The sequence below is a fragment of the Sutcliffiella horikoshii genome (assembly GCF_008180725.1).
Taxonomy (GTDB): Bacteria; Bacillota; Bacilli; order Bacillales; family Bacillaceae_I; genus Sutcliffiella_A; species Sutcliffiella_A horikoshii_B.
Window position 1 is genome coordinate 376,841 of record NZ_VTEV01000005.1, and the last position, 17,207, is coordinate 394,047.

The following is a 17,207-nucleotide window of genomic DNA, read 5'->3' on the forward strand; positions in this document are numbered from 1 at the left end:
TTTATTAAAAGGAGGGTTTCCCGATGAAAGATATTTTTTCCTATAATGCTGATATCAATAAAAATGCCTACATGAATTGGAGAACAAACCGATTTGATCATATTCACAATATGCATGTAATAGCAGAAGGCTTTATGAATTCTGCAATCACATTAGCCGAAACCTGCTTAAAGGATAACCATGACAAAAAAGCAGATATGTTAATTTTTCCGATCCTATTTAATTTAAATCATGGTATCGAAGTTTATTTGAAATCCATGAGTTGGAACTTAAATCAGCTGTTGAATAGGACAGATTCCTTTGAGTCATCGCATAACCTTAAAAGTTTATTAGAGAACACGAAAAAGCTAACTGCAGAGTTTGACAATAGAACTGAAGCATTACAATGGTCTATCCAATTAGTAAAATATATTGATGAACTCTATACTAAAATTGAAACTGTCAGAGATAATGGCAAAAAAGTTTACGACATTACTTTTGCTCGTTATTCCTTAACAAGAGATTTGGAACCACAATTTTACATTACAGAATTCAACAACGTTGTAATTGATTTAGAAAACTTCGTACAGTTTTTTAATGATGTGTACAAAGATTTAGATAATATGTCATCTTATTTATTAGATATATTGGAACAAAGAAATGAACTTAAAGCTGAAATGGAATCTGAATATCATTCAAATTCATAACCTTACGAACAGCACCTTCCTCTCATATTGAAAGGTGCTGGTTCTTATTTTCTACCAAAGACCTCATTACTTATGCTACGGTTCTCCGCAAATAATCCTAGAATAACTTCGCCTCTTTCTACGGAGCTTATGCAATTCTCTATTTACTATAAATATAGTACTGTTGTCTACTTTTACTAATAAGGTAGGGCTAGAGACTATCAAATTTTAGTATATATAATTTTATATAATTTACTTGCTATAAATTGTGCTTTTCAAAGATATCCCCCATTGTACCAAAATCTTTCCAATCAATAGAATGTTTATGTAATTCCATTTTACTATAACAATCTGCATGGTACATGGAGTTTAATTCATCAATTACCACTTTATCTTTAATATCTAATTTTCCTCTGCAACACGTACAATTAATCTTCATTTTTTATTCTCCTTTGTATAATAAATTTCTCAAACTGAATTATTTAAATCTACATTCCCCCCTCACTGTACCTCTCAAAAGCGTAGGATTCCGAAAATTTTTTCCTCTTATCCTACCTTTCTTATGCCCCACCTCCTTACCCTCTCACCAATCCATTCAGAAGCTCCTCTTTTCTTAATACATATGATGATTTTGCTAGTTTCAGTTTCAATTCTCTATATGCTTTTGCCTCCTCGGAATGTACTATCAGATACATTTTGAGATCCAGGTGTGTTGGTATATGATCAATTTCCACCTAATAGATATGTACATGGTGTGTTCTGTTTGGCTTGCCTATTGGGAAGTACCTTCTCCCTGCTATTCCTTTCTCGCCTTTTAGTTCATATCCTACTTTTTGTAACGCTTCATTGTACCCATCAACTTTTTCGATATCTCTTACCACTATTAAAATATCAATGATGGGTTTGGCATAACCGCTTGCCAGTACAGGTGTACTTCAAATGTGATAGATATCTACTAATTCTTCTATTGGGACTTCTTTTAGTCGTTTCTGTTCCTAGTCATATGCCCTTTCCCACTCTTGAATGATGGTTTTTCTCAAAGTGACGTTCTGTTATAATAATATTACATAATGTTACAATATTACCACTGTTAAACAAATACTATTAGCGAGGTAACCCATGTCCTTTTTCAAAAATGTCATTGACGCGTTTAAAGATAACCGAGAAATAAATCAACCTATCGTACATAAGGATATCAGTGAAAATCCTATCCTATTAGAAAACCTAAAAAGTCTCACAGAAAGCAGCAATCCTTCTGTGGACTTCAAGAAAGCGGAGAACCATCTAAAGCTGTTTTCCATCGGGCATGCAGGAGAAAAAAGTGTGATGTTTGAGTTGAAGAACTCCATGGTTCCGATGCTGATTCTGCATGATATTTATCTTGAGTTTGAGGATTATCAAGCACAGATGGATTTTGTACTTGTCACGCCAAAGTTCATTCTTGTGCTGGAAGTAAAGAAACTTTTTGGCGATATCCTTGTCACGGATAAGGGTGACTTTCAGCGTGTCATCAGGAAGAGTAATAGAGTGGTAAATAAAGAGGGAATGTATAGCCCGATCAACCAAGTGGAAAGACACGTGATGATATTGGAGAGGCTTCTTAAGGACAAAGGGATCATCAAAAAATGTCCTATTCGATATGCGGTGACGTTTGCCAACCCGAAAACGATCCTGGAGATTTCTAAAAACGCTCCGTCTCATATCCAGAACTGCGTCATCCGTCATGACCAGATAAGTGCTTTTTTAATGTCTGAAATGAAGAAGAGTTCTCCTGTTGAGATGCACGCTTCCCTTGTTTATAAGATTACAAATGCTATCTTGGGAGCTAGCCAATTGAAACCTTTTAATGAACGGGAATATCTATTGGAAGACGAACAAGTAGGGGCATCCGCTTTTGTTGCAGCCACTATAGAGAAGGAACTGCCTCCAGTTGCTCCTATGGAAAACAACGATCTAAAGATGTTGCTTACCGATTACCGCACTAGAAAAGCTAAAGAGTCCGGAGTTAAACCCTATAATATCTTCAACAACCGTACATTGGATATCCTCCTTGAAAAGATGCCACAGACTTTGGAACAGTTGCTAGAAGTGGAAGGCATTGGACAGAAAAAAGCGGAGGATTATGGAGACAAGATCTTGCACATTCTACAAGGAAAGAACGCGGAAAGTTCTCCAGATGTACCTAAAGACTTCCGCTCTCTTCTAATCGAATACCGTAAAACCCGTGCCCGGGAGCTGAATGTTCCGCCATACTATATTTACACCAACAAAACGATGGAAGCGATTCTGGAGCAAAAGCCAAAATCCTTACAAGCCTTACTAAAAATTGAAGGCATTGGACCGAAGAAAGCAGAAGAGTTTGGAGAAGGAATTGTTTCTATCTTTACGAAGACCTCTTAAATCGCACTGCTCTTGCAGTGCTTTTTTTATATAAGAAAAACCCAGCTCGTAACGAACTGGGTTATACACATTCATACACCATTCTCAAAAATTCATATGTACTCCCATTAGTATCCTGCACAAAGGTATCCATATCCTTAAACCCTACTTTTCTGTATACTTTTATCGCTCTTTGATTAAAAGTTGCCACTGATAACGTAATTTTATCTACTGTAAATCTTGATTGGACAAATTCCATACCGGCATATAGAAATTCTGTCCCTCTGCCATTACCAGTTAAATCTGGTCTCATCCCTAACCCTATATCATATATATTATCAGCTGCTTGGCTCACACTGAAGAAACCTATCAACTCACCTTCTATCATTACCGCAAACATAGAGTTACCTCTTGCTTTACAATCCAGAAATTCCGCTAAGTCTTCTTCATCCGCTTCCATATCATAAAAAGAATATTCGCCATCATAGTGCCAGTTATGTGCAATTTCTTCCGCTTGTTCCTGAGTCATTATTTCAAACTTATAATTCATAAATATCCCCTCTATAAAACAATAATCTTTCCAATCTTTCTCGTATGACCTTATTCTATATAAAAATCAGCGATCCCACATATAGAAGAATCGCTGTCAAAAGTTATTACCATTACCTCTGTTGTGATCTAATTATCTGGTCATTAACAAAGGCTTTCAGAAAAAACTCCTCATTTGAATTAGGCGTTCTATTATTCTCCTTCTCAAAACATTCAATGGCTCTATCTAAAGAGGTTGAATCTGTAGCTTTGCTGGTAGAAATAAGTTCCTTCCAGTACAGATTCATTTCTTCTACGTCACAAAGCGATTCATGTCCAAGTATGAAGGCAGTGGTATCATACTTTTGAATCTCTTCGATCATAGGCAATAGATGCGATTGTTTATAATGGAATAAAGAATTTGTGGTTGTTCCGTATGCACTATCACCTAAAAAAGGACTTTATCGTCCGGAACATAAACAATGGTTGAATCGTCACTGTGTGTCCCCTTTATGGTTTCCAGCACACATAGCTTGTTCCCTAGGTCAATAGTTAAGGATTTTTCAAAAATGATATCGGCAGCGTTTAACTTAAACGATTCTCTTAAAGGTATTTCATTTTTTATGATTTCCATACATTTAGAAGACATCCTATTAGACTCTACATAGTTGTGAAGGGAGTCATCATCAAAAGAATAGTTTTGCCACTCTTCTAGTATTTGATTTTTCAGGCTGTTAACAATGATGGTAGCCCCAAATTCGTTCAACCCTAAGATATGGTCCCAATGTCCATGGGTCACAACCAAATATTTTACCGGAGGCACATTTAAAGCCTTAATTTCCTTCAAATAGTCTTGTGCATGCTGTACTGAATTTCCAGAGTCTATAACAAGACTGAATTTATCTCCACAAACCAACCCTAAAGTTGGTCTTTCTTTACTATCGACATTTGATAAATAATAAACAGCCGGCGTAACTTTATTAAGCATGTTAGTTCTCCTCTTCCTTTTATTTTTACTAATTGAGAGATGAGAAAATCTACACGCTCCGTGAACTCTAATAGATTTTCTCGGATTATTTTTTCACCATTGGACTAGCCTCCTTCTTTTGAAAAATTCAGATATCATTCTTTACTTGTCTTCCTAAATCCGTAAAACGTTCTATAACCTTTTTGTTCATAATAAGTCCGAGAATCACTGTTTGCTAGCATTTCTATCCTTGTCGTTGGGTATAAGCGATGAACATAATTCAGCAATATCTCTCCTATCCCTAACCCGCGATAATTACGATCTATTAATAATTCACAGATGTACAAGGTGATAGATGTATCTGTAAGCCCTCTAATATATCCAACAAGCTGCCCGTTTATTTCTGCAACATAAGCAATGTTCGAATTCTCCCAGGCTTCCTTTGTAATCTCCTTATTTTCGACAAGATTATTCCACTTTTCCTCTGCATTTAATCTATCAATATGTATAAAATCTTCCTGCCTATACTCTCTAACCTCAAGCAGGTTTTCTTTTCTCAGTTGCATACGCATGGAAGGCCACCTCTAAATTTTACTAAACTAGAAAAACTCATATAACCCCTCATCAAAGAATTTAAACTCCTCATTTGTTACTCGATATCGAGTATACCCCTCATAAAAAACAGTTAGGTACTCAGGGTTATTAAAAAATTTCCTTATTGCCAGGGATTCATCATATCTTGGATCGCCCACTGTCATTCCAGCAACATCAATAAACAATCGTACTTCTCCATCTATGACAAGTACATTATCTATTGTGCAATCACCATGTATCATGGTTTGTTTTACTGGTGCAGGCTTTTTAGCCCTAAGATGGTTTAATAATGACAACTCCGCCCCTGTTTGTCCATTTTCCACATAGTTCTGAGCCACTGAAAGCTGACCTTCTAACCAATCCCCATCACATTTTAGACACTCAAGCTGCTCTTGTTCATGAAATTGTTGTAGAAATCTACCAAAACTTCTAATTAAGGATTTCTTTTCTGTGAGTGAAGTTGCCTTATTCAGGGCTGCAGTTAATGACATCCCCTCTTCAAACGACATGATCAAATGGTCACTATCTTTTTCCTCAATCAGACCAAAGTAATCAGGTACAGGGATGACTGGATTCTTATTAAGCTTTTGTAGCACACGAGCCTCCTCCCGCAACCACTCTCTATATTTCTCTTTATAGCTACTTTTAAGCAAAAATGAACCGTCTTCTGTGGAAATCCTACTCACTTCAGAAGTCCAGCCTTGCTCATCAAGTACTTTCACTTTATGAATGGAACCTGTTATGTTCTCTATCTTTCTCTGTAAACTCTCATTCATGTAAATCTATCCCCCCTCTTTTTGTCACTGTGGTATCTTTCCTCTATTAATTTAAAGTGTCGCGTCCAATTTCTGAATGACTGATTCGGAAATTACATAGACATTCCCGTAAATGTCGATTCGATTTCCCTTTACACGAATTGCACAATCTTTGTTTGACGCATATATGTCCATTTCTTCGGATAACGGAGACAACTCGCTTAGAACTAAATCTGTGTTATTTTCTAAGTCATAATGAGATAGGACGGAAAAGCTGTCCAGGCCGACTCCAGTGTAAATAGAACTTGTTTCCGCTTCAAATCCAAGCTTTTTCGAGCATAGCCACTTCGCGGACATATTGATTGCACCAGCGCTAGCTCCCATCACAACTGCATTGCTTTGTTTAATTGACTCTGATAATTCATATTCCATCAGAAAATCATTTTGTTTTACAGGATTCCCACCCAATAAGAAAATGACAGAAGCCTTCTCAAGTAATGTTTGAGCATCCTCCTTCTGGACCTGATAATTAATTAAATGATACTCATCAAATGTAATGCCGGCCACATCAAGCCACGAACGTTCAACAGCGCCCACTTCTTCATACATATCTGGATTCGAACTAATCATGGCAATCGATTTCCTATCCGTAATATCCTCCTGTAGCACCCTCGTCAAATCCTCAGGAATGTAATTGCTGAACCAACCTAAATAATAGTGTGTTTTCATAAGTCCCCCGAGTGACCCAGACTATATCTAGACCATTTACACGCTTTTCTTAAAGACATGAATCTCTTCGTATTTATCATCAGAAACGGTTTCAATAAAAGCCCAACCTCTTTTTTTTATAATACTCAGATGTATCTTCTGTCCTTAAATAAAGTTCACTAAAACCTAATTCCCTCACTACATCTAACGTTTTATTTATTAATTGTTGTCCGACTCCTTTACCACGAGACGCAGGGTTTGTATATAAAGATGCCAGCCAAGGTTTATACATACTTCTTATCTTCAAATCATTCTCTAAAATCGATACAGTCCCTAGACATTCATCGTTCTCTATAGCCACAAGTGTTATGGGAAAGATAGTTGTATGCGTATTGGAAAAGTGTTTTACAACATCATCAAACTGCATCACACTATCCGTTTTTACGACAAACTCCTCATAAATCATCTCAGCAACTACTTTTGTCTTATCCGGATGGTTTGCTAAAAAATCAATTTTCATGTTAATCTCCCTATGGTCCAAGGGGACAGGCACCGCGACCCACTTTCACGGTGCAATATATGGACCTTAAAATTCATCTAATTATTTCTTCCATTAGACCCTTTGGAGAATCTTAATGATGACTTTGATCATAATTTTCAACTATTTCCATCTAATGCTTCCCGATAATAATCCCTTAACTCTGCTGAATTATCTTTCCATTTAACTGGTTGTCCGTTAACTATCTGGTGAAGTACATCCAGACACCTATGCCATCCTGCCGCTGTATTAACTGCCCATGAAACATCGTCAAAAGTATGTGTAAAGGTCATTTGGCAACCCTTATCCTCTTCCCGTAATGAAATGTTTATCAGATCATCAACTTCACGAAAACCATAAGAATATGGCTTTTCCAACTCTGTGACGGTAGCCGTATATGTCGTTCCTTCTCCGTCATCAAAGGCAATTTCGCCACCAAGTCTGAGGTCCATCTCCCCTGTTGCAAAAGGGTACCATTGGGAGAAGGAACTAGGATTTGTAATGACACGGAAAACTTCTTCTGGATTACGAGGGAAAAATCGTTCGAATTTTAAAGCAAAACGCCCGTTTAGATCATGTAGCGTACCATACCCATTCATTATTTTATCCTCCTTAAAAACTTCTATTGAATAAACTACTTATTCATAAATCTCTCAATAGTTAATCCATAAACATAAATCTCATAAGAAGAAGCTCTACCCTCTTTATTGCTTTGAATTAGCAAACTATCGCTATTGGTTTCTACAATATAACTATTTCCACCAATATGCTTTATATCTTTTACTTTATATTCTTCATCTCCAATTTCTTCTACAATACCACGTATTATTTCAATCTCTTTTTCTGCCTGAAAGCTATAATACAATTCTTTTGGATTAATAAAAATGGCAGCTAAAAGTACTAACAAAACGATTCCAATTTGCACATTATATTTCTTCATTATCTTCTCCCCGGATTATCAATATAGAGCAACATCATATATCTTTCATAAACTCAGCAAAATAAAAAATCCCTATTTTCTTCACTTGATACGTGTCTAAATAACCTTGGGTTGCTTTTTCCATAGGGGGCTCTGTAAATACATATCCCTTACTATCCTTTTCATGAAGGTTTACATATTCATATTCTACAATTTCAGACGTAAAAGCAGCTTTCGGATACCCCATAAAAAATACTTTTGTCCGTAATGCAGTAGTTGGATTTGAGTGCAGCATTACAAAAAATATGACTATTATTGCACCAGTTAAAACGATTAACATCCCCTTTTTCATCTAATCCCTCCTTACTCCACTCTATCCTTTATCTCTCTCAACAACTCAATTATTTCTTCATTATGTTTGTTGGCTCGCCTTAACTGCACTTCTATGGATAAAAGGGTAATGAGAACAATAATAATCACTATAATGATCAATTCTTCCACCTCAATTTCCCATTTTCACTATAAAACTTTTAATTTACAACCTGCTCCTCTTCCACCCCATTTATAGACTTTGCAATCCCCTCACATTTTGTTATAGCCCAAACGTAATGGTCAGAAGTGTTCGCTGCGAAATAGCTATATAGATTACTTGTTTTCGTCCACTTATAGTATTTCTTTGTCATGATCTCTTCATTAGTATGTGCTCTAATCAGTTTCATCACTCGCTCATGACTTAACTTTAATTTCTTTATCGCTTGATTTAATGTTACATCTTGGTAGCTTTCCCAAGTTCGCATATTGAGTAGCCCAATATTACGCCACTTGTAACCTGGTGCTGGCATAAACGGGATATCCCCATCCATTCCTTCTCGATACCATCTCTCCAGCATGGCATGCCATTCATACAGGTGCATGACGACATCACGAAAATTCTTGTCTCTTTCTGGAGTTTCATTGGAAAGGCCTCTTTTTCTAGGAGGTACAGATTCAATAATTTCAAGTAATCTATTAAAGTACTTGTCACTATTCATCAGTAGAATTTCTTTTTCACTTGTAGTCATCTTGGTAATCCTCCCCTTTTGGTATACTCACTTTGTTCCGCTCAAACCCTAAATACCGTGTCCCTTGAAAGCTCAATACCCCATTGTCATCTTCGGAGAGTAAACCATACTCCTTACCAGCGACATGAAACTCCGAACGGTCACCACTTTCAAACTCGAACGTCACAAAGTATTTTGTATGCGTGCTGGAAGAATGGTGATGATGGGTGTCGTTGTGATGATGCATATTAGACCTTTTCGTAACATCTATCCGTTTTGATGTAACAACAGCTGGCACACTTAACCTCGGAGACTGCTCATTTTTCTGCCACTGACCAATCCCTTTGAATACTGAAATCAAGATACTGCCGATAACTATCACAAAAATAATGCCAATAAAAATAGGTACAATCTGAAACATAGGATCACCACCACCCATAGCATATGGATCTACCATGTAAACACTCCTCCTTTGATCAACAGGGACAGACTCCCGACCCATTTCATTTGCAGCTTCCTTGTTCCTACTTCTTGAAAAAACCTATTAAAGTAGTGATAACCCCAATTACAAAAATAACTTGCACTATGTTTGAAACGGACTCTGTCCCACCTTTAGGTGTTCTGAACGAATATACTTATAATTAACATTGCGATGCCCAACAACATTATTCTGATAGGATCTTTCATATATAAATTACCTCGTAACCTGCGCATTTATTATACTGCCCACCCATTAATGGAATGCTGTTGATAAAAGTAGAGGGCTACTACTCCCAGAATAACCATAAGCCCTGACCTAAAAATGATCTTATCTCTTTTCGTCGCACCTATTTTTTCATCAGCAAATTTAACATAAGACACTAAAAAAATGTATCCGAACGTTGTTAGCACGTACCCCAGTGTATCTTGAAAAAATAATAAATTTCTTAAGATGGCTATACCTAGGAACAGAAGACCTCCATATCCAGCTAATAAGTATATGTATCTCTTGTTTTTTTCTTCACTCAAAAACATCCCCCTCTGCATTAGTGAATTTACCGTCTATACTTTTAATAGTAAAATAACTTCACTTTCCTCTAACAACTCGCCTGTGTTTACGAATCCAAGTGACTCATAGAATCGAAGTGCCGAATAATTATCTGGCTCTGTTGAGAGACCAATATAATGACAGTCATCATTCTTTTTGAACATATCTACGACTTGTTGCATCGCCTCTTTCCCGTGCCCCCTACTTTGATAAGAGACATCAATCATAAACCTAGGAATCCAATACTTCCTCTCTTTAATCTCGTTTGGATCATATTCCGTCATTACAAAACCAATAACTTTCTCATCCAAATGTATTGCGTACGGTGTAAGATTGGGATTTACCTAGACTCTGCAATGGAATAAACATTAGGTGCAACTCGATGAACTTGATTTTCCGCTAACTTTAGTTCTAGACATTTATACATATTTTTCACCGTTAATTCTTGAATGGATATTTGAGCCATCGTCATTCTCCTTTAGATAAGATTACTACTGTATTATTTGAATAAATAAACCTGCTAGAATACCTTAACGGGTTTACTTCCGTACAGTTGCTGATGATGCTTTTAATTCTACTGATACTAATAGGTAAATAGGATTGGAGAGTTTATCTTCTCTTCTGTAACAATATAAAAAATAGTGTAATTCTCGAAATCTAAGTGAAGAAATTTCATATCATTATTAGATAACCCCACTGGAACCTCTTCGTTTTCATTTACAATCCCCCATACATGGGAATCACCGTGTATTTCTGTTCCAGCAGTCCACCAAATACCTTCCTTATCAACAAGTTCTAAATAGATTCTATGATGGTTTCTTAACGTATTATCCAAGAAGTAAAAGAAGTATATGGACTCATCCGCCTCATACATAATGATGTCACTATTGTCTTTCAATTGAGTTTTTAATACACTTTCTTCTGAATATTTACTGGTTATAATGTTTTCGATATCTTCCACATAATAGTCATTATCTTCCGTATTGGACGTACAGCCAAAAATTAGAGAAATACAAAATAACTGAATAATAGTTTTTTTAAAACTGATAATAACTCCTCCTATTAGAGATACTGACCTTCTTATTCAGTTAAAGCTCCTGGATTGTTGAATTGCAATTGTATTAGAACCCGTATTTATTTTGAAATAATTGGGACCCACAATTCATGACGGGGTTTATGGCCTGGTCCGTAATAACATTCCATACATGGTAAATTAGCAAGTTCATATCCTGATGTAGGTACCCACTCAGAATATAAACGTTTCCATGCCTCAACAATATTGGGGAAAACAACCCATGTACTTGGCGGAATAATTAAAGTATGCATTTCTTCAGGTAATTCACCATCATACCTTACTCCCATAAAGTAATTAAACTCTTCATCCGTGATAGCTGCTTCATTTCCACATACACCTAAAATGCCCTCTAGTGAACATTTCGGATTTTCCCAAGACATATCTATTAATTTCTGCATAAATCCTTCTTTTTTAGCTTGGCTCCATAAAGTCGGGATACTTTTAAAGGCTCTGTTTGTTTTTACTGGCTTACTTTTACCTACGATTCTTATTTCAAAGTCTAATTTTTCAATTCTATATTCCATTTCAGTGTCTCCCTTTATTGATAATTGAAAGGATATCTTAGGAAAGGCTTTTAATTGCATCCCTTTATGACGACATTCAGATGGTTTTATACCATGTGTTTTTTGAAAAGTACGGGAGAATGAATCAGCAGATTCGTAACCGTACTTATTCGCAATATCTAGAATTCGTATATTGCTTTTTTGCAATTCGAATGCAGCAAGCGTCAATCTTCTCCGTCTTATATATTCTGACAGTGATACTCCTGTTATAGATGCAAACATTCTAGAAAAGTGAAACTCAGAACAGCAAGCAATCTTTGCTAATTGTTTGTAATCTATTTCCTGCTCCAAATTGTCCTCTATAAAATCTAGTACATTATTCATTCTATCTAGCCATTCCATATAATCCCCCCTTTCCATATCAATTCTAAAAGAAATGGAAAAGTTAAGTCCGATATTATTTGCCTAAAAAAGTAGGTTCTATAAAAACCGTTAATTTTCCAGGGATACCGTACAATTGCTTACTACCAATTATTTCATATTCTAAAAATTCCTACAATAAGACATTCTACTTTCTGGTCAAAATAAAAACGAGCGCTGATCCTTGTTCAAGGATCGCGCCCGTTTTATTGCAAATGCCTTTTTAATAACCAATCATTTCACCCCTAGTTATAGAAAGCCTTCCTAGGATAAATTGCCTTATCGTTCTATTTATTAATAACAATTGATAATTTATAATTTACATATTGGCTTAATTCAGTCAAAAATTGATCTAACATTTCATTAGATGGAAATTTACATTCGAGAAGATAACAACTTTCCCCACTCACTTTGTAATTGTTTATGACATATGAATCTTGACTTGTAAGGAAGGACAAATAGGCTTGATGATTAGTGTCTTTAAGGTAAATATGGAGTATAGCATGAACAGAATATCCCATTTTGATTTGATTAATTTTAATCGTATAACCTTCAATAATGCCACTATCCTCTAATTTAGCCACTCTTGCTGAGGTAGCTGGTCCAGTTAAATGGACTTTTTCTCCTAATTCTTTCATGGTAATGCGGCTGTTCATGGACAGTTCCTTTAAGATTTGCCTATCTGTGTTATCTAACAATGAGAGTTAACTCCTTTCATTAATAAAGTAATACACCCAAAAGACTTTATTTAATCTATGTATTGGTCATGGAGTCATCATATAAAATATACATGGTTGGAAAGATTAATAAAAGAGGAGGAGTTTAACAATGAATATACAACTAATTCGAAATGCAACTATAGTCGTAGAGTACGCAGGGAAAAAGTTCTTAATTGATCCAATGTTTGCGGAAAAAGGTACGATGCCTGCCTTTGGATCCGGAATAGGCTTACCTGATGCACCAAGACAAGATCAACACAATCCCTTAGTAAGCTTGCCTGTTTCAATTGATACAATTATCCAAGATATTGATGCAGTCATCGTGACTCACCTGCATCCTGATCACTGGGATCAAGACGCTGTAAAGGCATTGCCTAAAGATGTTAAGCTATTTTCCCAAAATGAAGAAGATGCAACAGAGATACGCAATGCTGGTTTTCACCAAGTCGAGGTTTTACATGAAGATACAACTTTTGGAGATATTCAATTAACTAAAACAAATGGCGAACACGGAAGGGGCGAAATGTTAAAAGCAACTGGTCTCGTATGTGGGGTTGTTTTTAAACACGCTTCTGAGAAAACATTATATGTTGCCGGAGATACGGTTTGGTATAGTGGAGTTAAGGAAGTTATTGACACTCATATGCCTGAAATTATGGTCGTAAATGCTGGAGATAACCAATTCCTAGTAGGCGGTTCTTTAGTAATGGGGAAAGCTGATGTTTATGAAGTGTATAAGGCTGCTCCAAATGCAAAGATTATCTCCGTCCACATGGAAGCTGTGAATCATTGGACGTTATCAAGAGAAGAATTAAAGAGCTTTGCTGACGAAAAAGGGATCTCTGCAAATGTTTTAGTGCCTGATAACGGGGAAGCTTACGAGTTTTAAATCATAAGTAGAGTTTTTAGTTAATAAGTGAGCATCTAGTATCTCTAATTCATATGCGTCCATTGTGGTTAAATCACTTATATATTTCTTCTTATCACTCCAAATTTCTAAGAAGAATTCTTCACATTCCACCAACTCACAATAAAACAGATTAAACTTTTCGTTTAATATTTCAGCCAAATATTGTATCTCAATTTCCAATTGAATAATATCCGTTTTTTTACTTATGTTAGTTATTGTTCCATCATGAAAAATTTTAAAAATATCTACTTGATTATCCTTTTTCAGAATTCATCACCCACTTAACGCTTTTACCTTCTTCAACTATTCTGCCCCGATTGCTTAATTCCAATTATTTTATAAGCTAATAATTCCTATAATATAAATTCTCTTCGGACACGACATAAATGGCGCTGGTCCTTGTTCCTGGTTGACGCCCGATTGTTTACTTTATTTTTCTGTTGAAGAGTATATTTGTACAGTAATTTTGTCTTACCCATACATTTTTTGAATTATCCCTTTACTTATAGTAAAGTTTATGTATATTGTTTAAGCAATTGATAAACAATTGATGGAGGTATATGAAAGAGGTGAACATATGACATACCTTATATTGTTTGTAGGATTTGCTCTTCTAATTAAGGGGGCTGACTATTTTGTGGAAGGATCCTCGAAAATAGCACAAACTTTGAGGGTTTCACCAATGTTGATTGGATTGACAATCGTAGCTTTTGGTACGAGCGCTCCTGAGGCATCGGTTAGCTTTATTGCTGCCTTCGAAGGAAACAGTGATGTCGCTATTGGAAATGTCGTTGGAAGCAATATCTTTAATGTAACTTTCATTTTAGGAGTTACTGCACTTGTATTCCCATTGGCTGTACAGAACGATACTATAAGGAAGGAAATCCCTTTTGCTTTATTGGGAGCTGTTTCGTTGCTAATACTTATTAGCGATGTCCAACTTCAATACTCAGAATTCAATCTAATCACTAGAACTGAGGGTATACTTTTACTACTTTTCTTTGCTGTTTTTCTTTACTATGTATTTGAGATGGCGAGGAACAGTCGTGATATGATAGAGAACGAGAATCCTACTAATGTGGTGGAGACATCATGGATGAAAAATATTGTATTTACAATCGGCGGCCTTGCTGGAATTGTATTTGGAGGTTATCTTGTAGTTGAAAATAGCATCCAGATTGCTCTTTCACTTGGGATGAGTGAAACTCTTGTTGGTTTAACCATAGTGGCAGTAGGAACATCGCTTCCTGAATTGGTCACTTCTGTAACCGCAGCCTTGAAGAAACAAACAGAGATTGCTCTAGGTAATATTGTTGGTAGTAATATTTTTAATATCTTTTTCATCTTAGGAGCTTCAGCAAGTATTCACCCATTAGCTGTAGATCCAAAAATATTTTTAGATATGTGGTTAATGATTTTCGTGACACTATTATTATTGATCATATCAAGAACACATCACAAAATTTCGAGGATAGAAGGCACCATATTGGCGATTATCTACATCGTTTACCTAGCTTTTATTATTTTCCGAAATTAGCAAAATGGAAGTAAGATCAGATTATTCGAAGAAAGCATAGTACCATTCACCCTAATGGCTAGTATCAGTCTTCTTAACTGAAATAGAAGATTATGGCCATTCTTAAGAATTAAAACCACCAGTGTAACTGGTGGTTTGTTCTGCGGATTTAAGCCTTTCTTACAGGCCTTAGCCTCCTATGGGATTGCCTTGATAATTGTAATTGAATTGCCCTTGAATTCAAGTTATCTAATGGGAAATTATTTCATTTTTTGCTAATTTTACGGTTCTCCATTTTACTAAGTGAGTTTCAGTTTTTGGAACAACAAATTAATGAAGGTAATTGTTGAGAAATGTCATCAACAGTGTGTTTATATAAAACTAAATCCCCTTCAAAGAGTAGCTGGACCAACTTTTCATTGTCATATTTATCAACAATAAAACTTGTCGTATTCCTTTTTAAAAAAGAAGCCATATTCCCTCCCATAATTCCAATTATTTCACAATTCAAAAATTCCTACAATTTGTTAATCTTCATCCGGTGCAACTAATAATGAGCGCTAATCCATTACATAGCGCCCTTATATTCAATAAATTAAGCTATATGACTTCCTTTACTTTTTAATAAGTTTTAAATAAACGATACACTTTTTATTTTACCTTTTAGTCAATTGATTTCTATCCTCAACTTGTGGAGGTTCTTCCATCCACCCATTTTTTAACATTATTAATCCACCTTGTTTTGCGAAACTATAAATATCCTTTGAAAGGAGTGCCATTTTTGCAGGTAAATCTGTACGTAAACTAAAAGCACCGCCCAGTGCATTGCTGCCTAGTCCAAATGTGGTTAAAAGGTTGGTATTATACAACATCAATTTATCAGAGAATGGAGAGATAGTAGAATTGGTAGCTTTCCCTGCATGAGTAGCTGGTGGTTCAATGTAATCCTGCCGTAAAAATTCACCTAGTGATGTTTCTATTTTCATTGATAGTTTCATTCCGTTTACAAAATGGTTACGTACCTGTTGGTCTTGTGCAACTTGTGCAAAACCAATCATTAATTGCATCCCCGTAAGGTTTGTCTCAATAGCATGATGTATTAGAGAAATTTCAAGTGTGTTTAAAGATCTTTCATTGCTGAGCCAATTTAATCCTGTCATATACTTTTTATCTTGTACAAATTTCACTTCTTTTGGCATTGATACATAGGGAGGACGAGAAAGAATCCCAGCTTCTAAAAGAATCTGTGTAATTTGATCATACGCCTCTTGTCCTTCTTCTGTTAAACTTCTAAAAAACTGTCTTATATCTTGACGGTAAGACATCGTTGAATAAAGTGCATATAAATTAGTTCCTATTTTAGCCATTAAATGCAAATACATTGCATCATACATATAGTCGAATAATTTGGGTGCTTCTTTATTTAAGTCTTTTTCAGTAAAACCCATTGGAATAACTGCGCCTTCCTGTTGAAAGATATTGCTCACAAACGCTACACTTTCTATAGCACGTTCATAATAATAACGTAGAATTTTCCTTGTTTCTTCATGTTCAGCGTGTTTAAGAAAATATTCAAGAAATCTCATAATCATTGTTTTGTCTTGATACGTCATCCACAAGTTCGCTAATTCTGTGGATGTAATTGGTACTCGGTTAGATGAACTCCCCATTTAAAAGCCTCCTATTGCAATAAGTCTTCTATAATTTTTCCTATTTTAGATATTTTATTAAACAATCTGGCCCTAAATACAAAAAGAGCACCAATTCTTCTTCAAGAATGGCGCCCCGATTGCATCTATAAAGTCGTTAAATAGCCCATATATAATTTACAAATCTCAATTTTTCTCCATTCATTACAAATTCTTCGGCACTTTCTTCTATCTTCTTAAAGCCATTTTTCTCCAAGACTTTTTGTGAAGCAATGTTATTATTTGTGGTTTTAGC

24 protein-coding genes and 1 pseudogene are annotated in these 17,207 nt (G+C 35.7%); 4 read left to right on the forward strand and 21 right to left on the reverse strand.

All coding sequences use genetic code 11. From position 1 onward, the window contains the following. The first annotated feature begins 23 nt into the window (after positions 1-23). Complete coding sequence (locus tag FZC76_RS14080; RefSeq protein ID WP_148988802.1) at positions 24-686, forward strand: hypothetical protein; 663 nt, start codon at positions 24-26, stop codon at positions 684-686. A gap of 238 nt (positions 687-924) precedes the next feature. Here the strand turns inward: FZC76_RS14080 and FZC76_RS14085 are convergent, their stop codons facing one another. After that, a complete protein-coding gene (locus FZC76_RS14085; protein ID WP_148988803.1) occupies positions 925-1,104 on the reverse strand; it encodes a hypothetical protein in 180 nt (59 codons plus the stop codon). Between the two features lie 295 nt (positions 1,105-1,399). Next, a complete protein-coding gene (locus FZC76_RS23510) occupies positions 1,400-1,546 on the reverse strand; it encodes a GrpB family protein (RefSeq protein WP_392396839.1) in 147 nt (48 codons plus the stop codon). Between the two features lie 238 nt (positions 1,547-1,784). Between FZC76_RS23510 and FZC76_RS14095 the strand changes: the two genes are divergently transcribed. Further along, positions 1,785-3,065 (forward strand): HRDC domain-containing protein, encoded by a 1,281-nt coding sequence (locus FZC76_RS14095; RefSeq protein WP_148988804.1) that lies wholly within the window; start codon positions 1,785-1,787, stop codon positions 3,063-3,065. A 61-nt stretch (positions 3,066-3,126) separates the two neighbouring features. Here the strand turns inward: FZC76_RS14095 and FZC76_RS14100 are convergent, their stop codons facing one another. From FZC76_RS14100 to FZC76_RS14180, 18 genes and pseudogenes are all read right to left on the reverse strand, one after another. Beyond that, positions 3,127-3,594 (reverse strand): GNAT family N-acetyltransferase, encoded by a 468-nt coding sequence (locus tag FZC76_RS14100; RefSeq protein WP_148988805.1) that lies wholly within the window; start codon positions 3,592-3,594, stop codon positions 3,127-3,129. 426 nt (positions 3,595-4,020) lie between these two features. After that, positions 4,021-4,560, reverse strand: coding sequence for an MBL fold metallo-hydrolase (locus FZC76_RS23515; protein WP_262372616.1), 540 nt, complete (start codon positions 4,558-4,560; stop codon positions 4,021-4,023). 134 nt (positions 4,561-4,694) lie between these two features. Then, positions 4,695-5,111 carry a GNAT family N-acetyltransferase gene (locus FZC76_RS14110; RefSeq protein WP_148988806.1) on the reverse strand — a complete coding sequence of 139 codons (417 nt, stop codon included), beginning with the start codon at positions 5,109-5,111 and terminating at the stop codon, positions 4,695-4,697. A 27-nt stretch (positions 5,112-5,138) separates the two neighbouring features. Further along, entirely contained in the window at positions 5,139-5,909 is a 771-nt protein-coding gene (locus tag FZC76_RS14115; RefSeq protein WP_148988807.1) for an aminoglycoside phosphotransferase family protein, read from the reverse strand. Positions 5,910-5,960: 51 nt separating this feature from the next. After that, a complete protein-coding gene (locus FZC76_RS14120) occupies positions 5,961-6,617 on the reverse strand; it encodes a Type 1 glutamine amidotransferase-like domain-containing protein (RefSeq protein ID WP_148988808.1) in 657 nt (218 codons plus the stop codon). A gap of 91 nt (positions 6,618-6,708) precedes the next feature. After that, positions 6,709-7,116 (reverse strand): GNAT family N-acetyltransferase, encoded by a 408-nt coding sequence (locus FZC76_RS14125; RefSeq protein ID WP_262372618.1) that lies wholly within the window; start codon positions 7,114-7,116, stop codon positions 6,709-6,711. A 137-nt stretch (positions 7,117-7,253) separates the two neighbouring features. Then, complete coding sequence (locus FZC76_RS14130) at positions 7,254-7,733, reverse strand: SRPBCC family protein (protein ID WP_148988809.1); 480 nt, start codon at positions 7,731-7,733, stop codon at positions 7,254-7,256. Positions 7,734-7,768: 35 nt separating this feature from the next. Further along, entirely contained in the window at positions 7,769-8,074 is a 306-nt protein-coding gene (locus FZC76_RS14135) for a hypothetical protein (RefSeq protein ID WP_148988810.1), read from the reverse strand. A gap of 34 nt (positions 8,075-8,108) precedes the next feature. Then, a complete protein-coding gene (locus tag FZC76_RS14140; protein ID WP_148988811.1) occupies positions 8,109-8,405 on the reverse strand; it encodes a hypothetical protein in 297 nt (98 codons plus the stop codon). 11 nt (positions 8,406-8,416) lie between these two features. After that, positions 8,417-8,545, reverse strand: coding sequence for a hypothetical protein (locus tag FZC76_RS23520; protein ID WP_010199893.1), 129 nt, complete (start codon positions 8,543-8,545; stop codon positions 8,417-8,419). Positions 8,546-8,583: 38 nt separating this feature from the next. Then, positions 8,584-9,114: a ClbS/DfsB family four-helix bundle protein gene (locus FZC76_RS14145; RefSeq protein WP_148988812.1), complete on the reverse strand. Its 531-nt coding sequence runs from the start codon at positions 9,112-9,114 to the stop codon at positions 8,584-8,586. Next, positions 9,101-9,550: a DUF2500 domain-containing protein gene (locus FZC76_RS14150; protein ID WP_148988813.1), complete on the reverse strand. Its 450-nt coding sequence runs from the start codon at positions 9,548-9,550 to the stop codon at positions 9,101-9,103. Before FZC76_RS14150 ends, FZC76_RS14145 begins: the two co-directional genes overlap by 14 nt. A gap of 260 nt (positions 9,551-9,810) precedes the next feature. Continuing rightward, complete coding sequence (locus FZC76_RS14155) at positions 9,811-10,101, reverse strand: hypothetical protein (RefSeq protein WP_148988814.1); 291 nt, start codon at positions 10,099-10,101, stop codon at positions 9,811-9,813. A 33-nt stretch (positions 10,102-10,134) separates the two neighbouring features. Beyond that, positions 10,135-10,443, reverse strand: a pseudogene (locus FZC76_RS14160) (GNAT family N-acetyltransferase); the annotation flags it as partial. Between the two features lie 17 nt (positions 10,444-10,460). Then, entirely contained in the window at positions 10,461-10,586 is a 126-nt protein-coding gene (locus tag FZC76_RS23525) for a GNAT family acetyltransferase (protein WP_148988816.1), read from the reverse strand. A 117-nt stretch (positions 10,587-10,703) separates the two neighbouring features. Further along, entirely contained in the window at positions 10,704-11,081 is a 378-nt protein-coding gene (locus FZC76_RS14170) for a hypothetical protein (RefSeq protein ID WP_148988817.1), read from the reverse strand. A 173-nt stretch (positions 11,082-11,254) separates the two neighbouring features. Next, positions 11,255-12,100 carry an AraC family transcriptional regulator gene (locus FZC76_RS14175; RefSeq protein ID WP_148988818.1) on the reverse strand — a complete coding sequence of 282 codons (846 nt, stop codon included), beginning with the start codon at positions 12,098-12,100 and terminating at the stop codon, positions 11,255-11,257. A gap of 305 nt (positions 12,101-12,405) precedes the next feature. After that, positions 12,406-12,816 (reverse strand): Lrp/AsnC family transcriptional regulator, encoded by a 411-nt coding sequence (locus tag FZC76_RS14180; protein WP_148988819.1) that lies wholly within the window; start codon positions 12,814-12,816, stop codon positions 12,406-12,408. A gap of 130 nt (positions 12,817-12,946) precedes the next feature. Between FZC76_RS14180 and FZC76_RS14185 the strand changes: the two genes are divergently transcribed. After that, positions 12,947-13,726 carry an MBL fold metallo-hydrolase gene (locus FZC76_RS14185; RefSeq protein ID WP_148988820.1) on the forward strand — a complete coding sequence of 260 codons (780 nt, stop codon included), beginning with the start codon at positions 12,947-12,949 and terminating at the stop codon, positions 13,724-13,726. Positions 13,727-14,324: 598 nt separating this feature from the next. Beyond that, positions 14,325-15,284 (forward strand): calcium/sodium antiporter, encoded by a 960-nt coding sequence (locus FZC76_RS14190; RefSeq protein WP_148988821.1) that lies wholly within the window; start codon positions 14,325-14,327, stop codon positions 15,282-15,284. Between the two features lie 635 nt (positions 15,285-15,919). On the opposite strand, the gene FZC76_RS14195 is transcribed toward FZC76_RS14190, so the two are convergent. After that, positions 15,920-16,933: a DUF3231 family protein gene (locus FZC76_RS14195; RefSeq protein ID WP_148988822.1), complete on the reverse strand. Its 1,014-nt coding sequence runs from the start codon at positions 16,931-16,933 to the stop codon at positions 15,920-15,922. Positions 16,934-17,207: the final 274 nt, after the last annotated feature.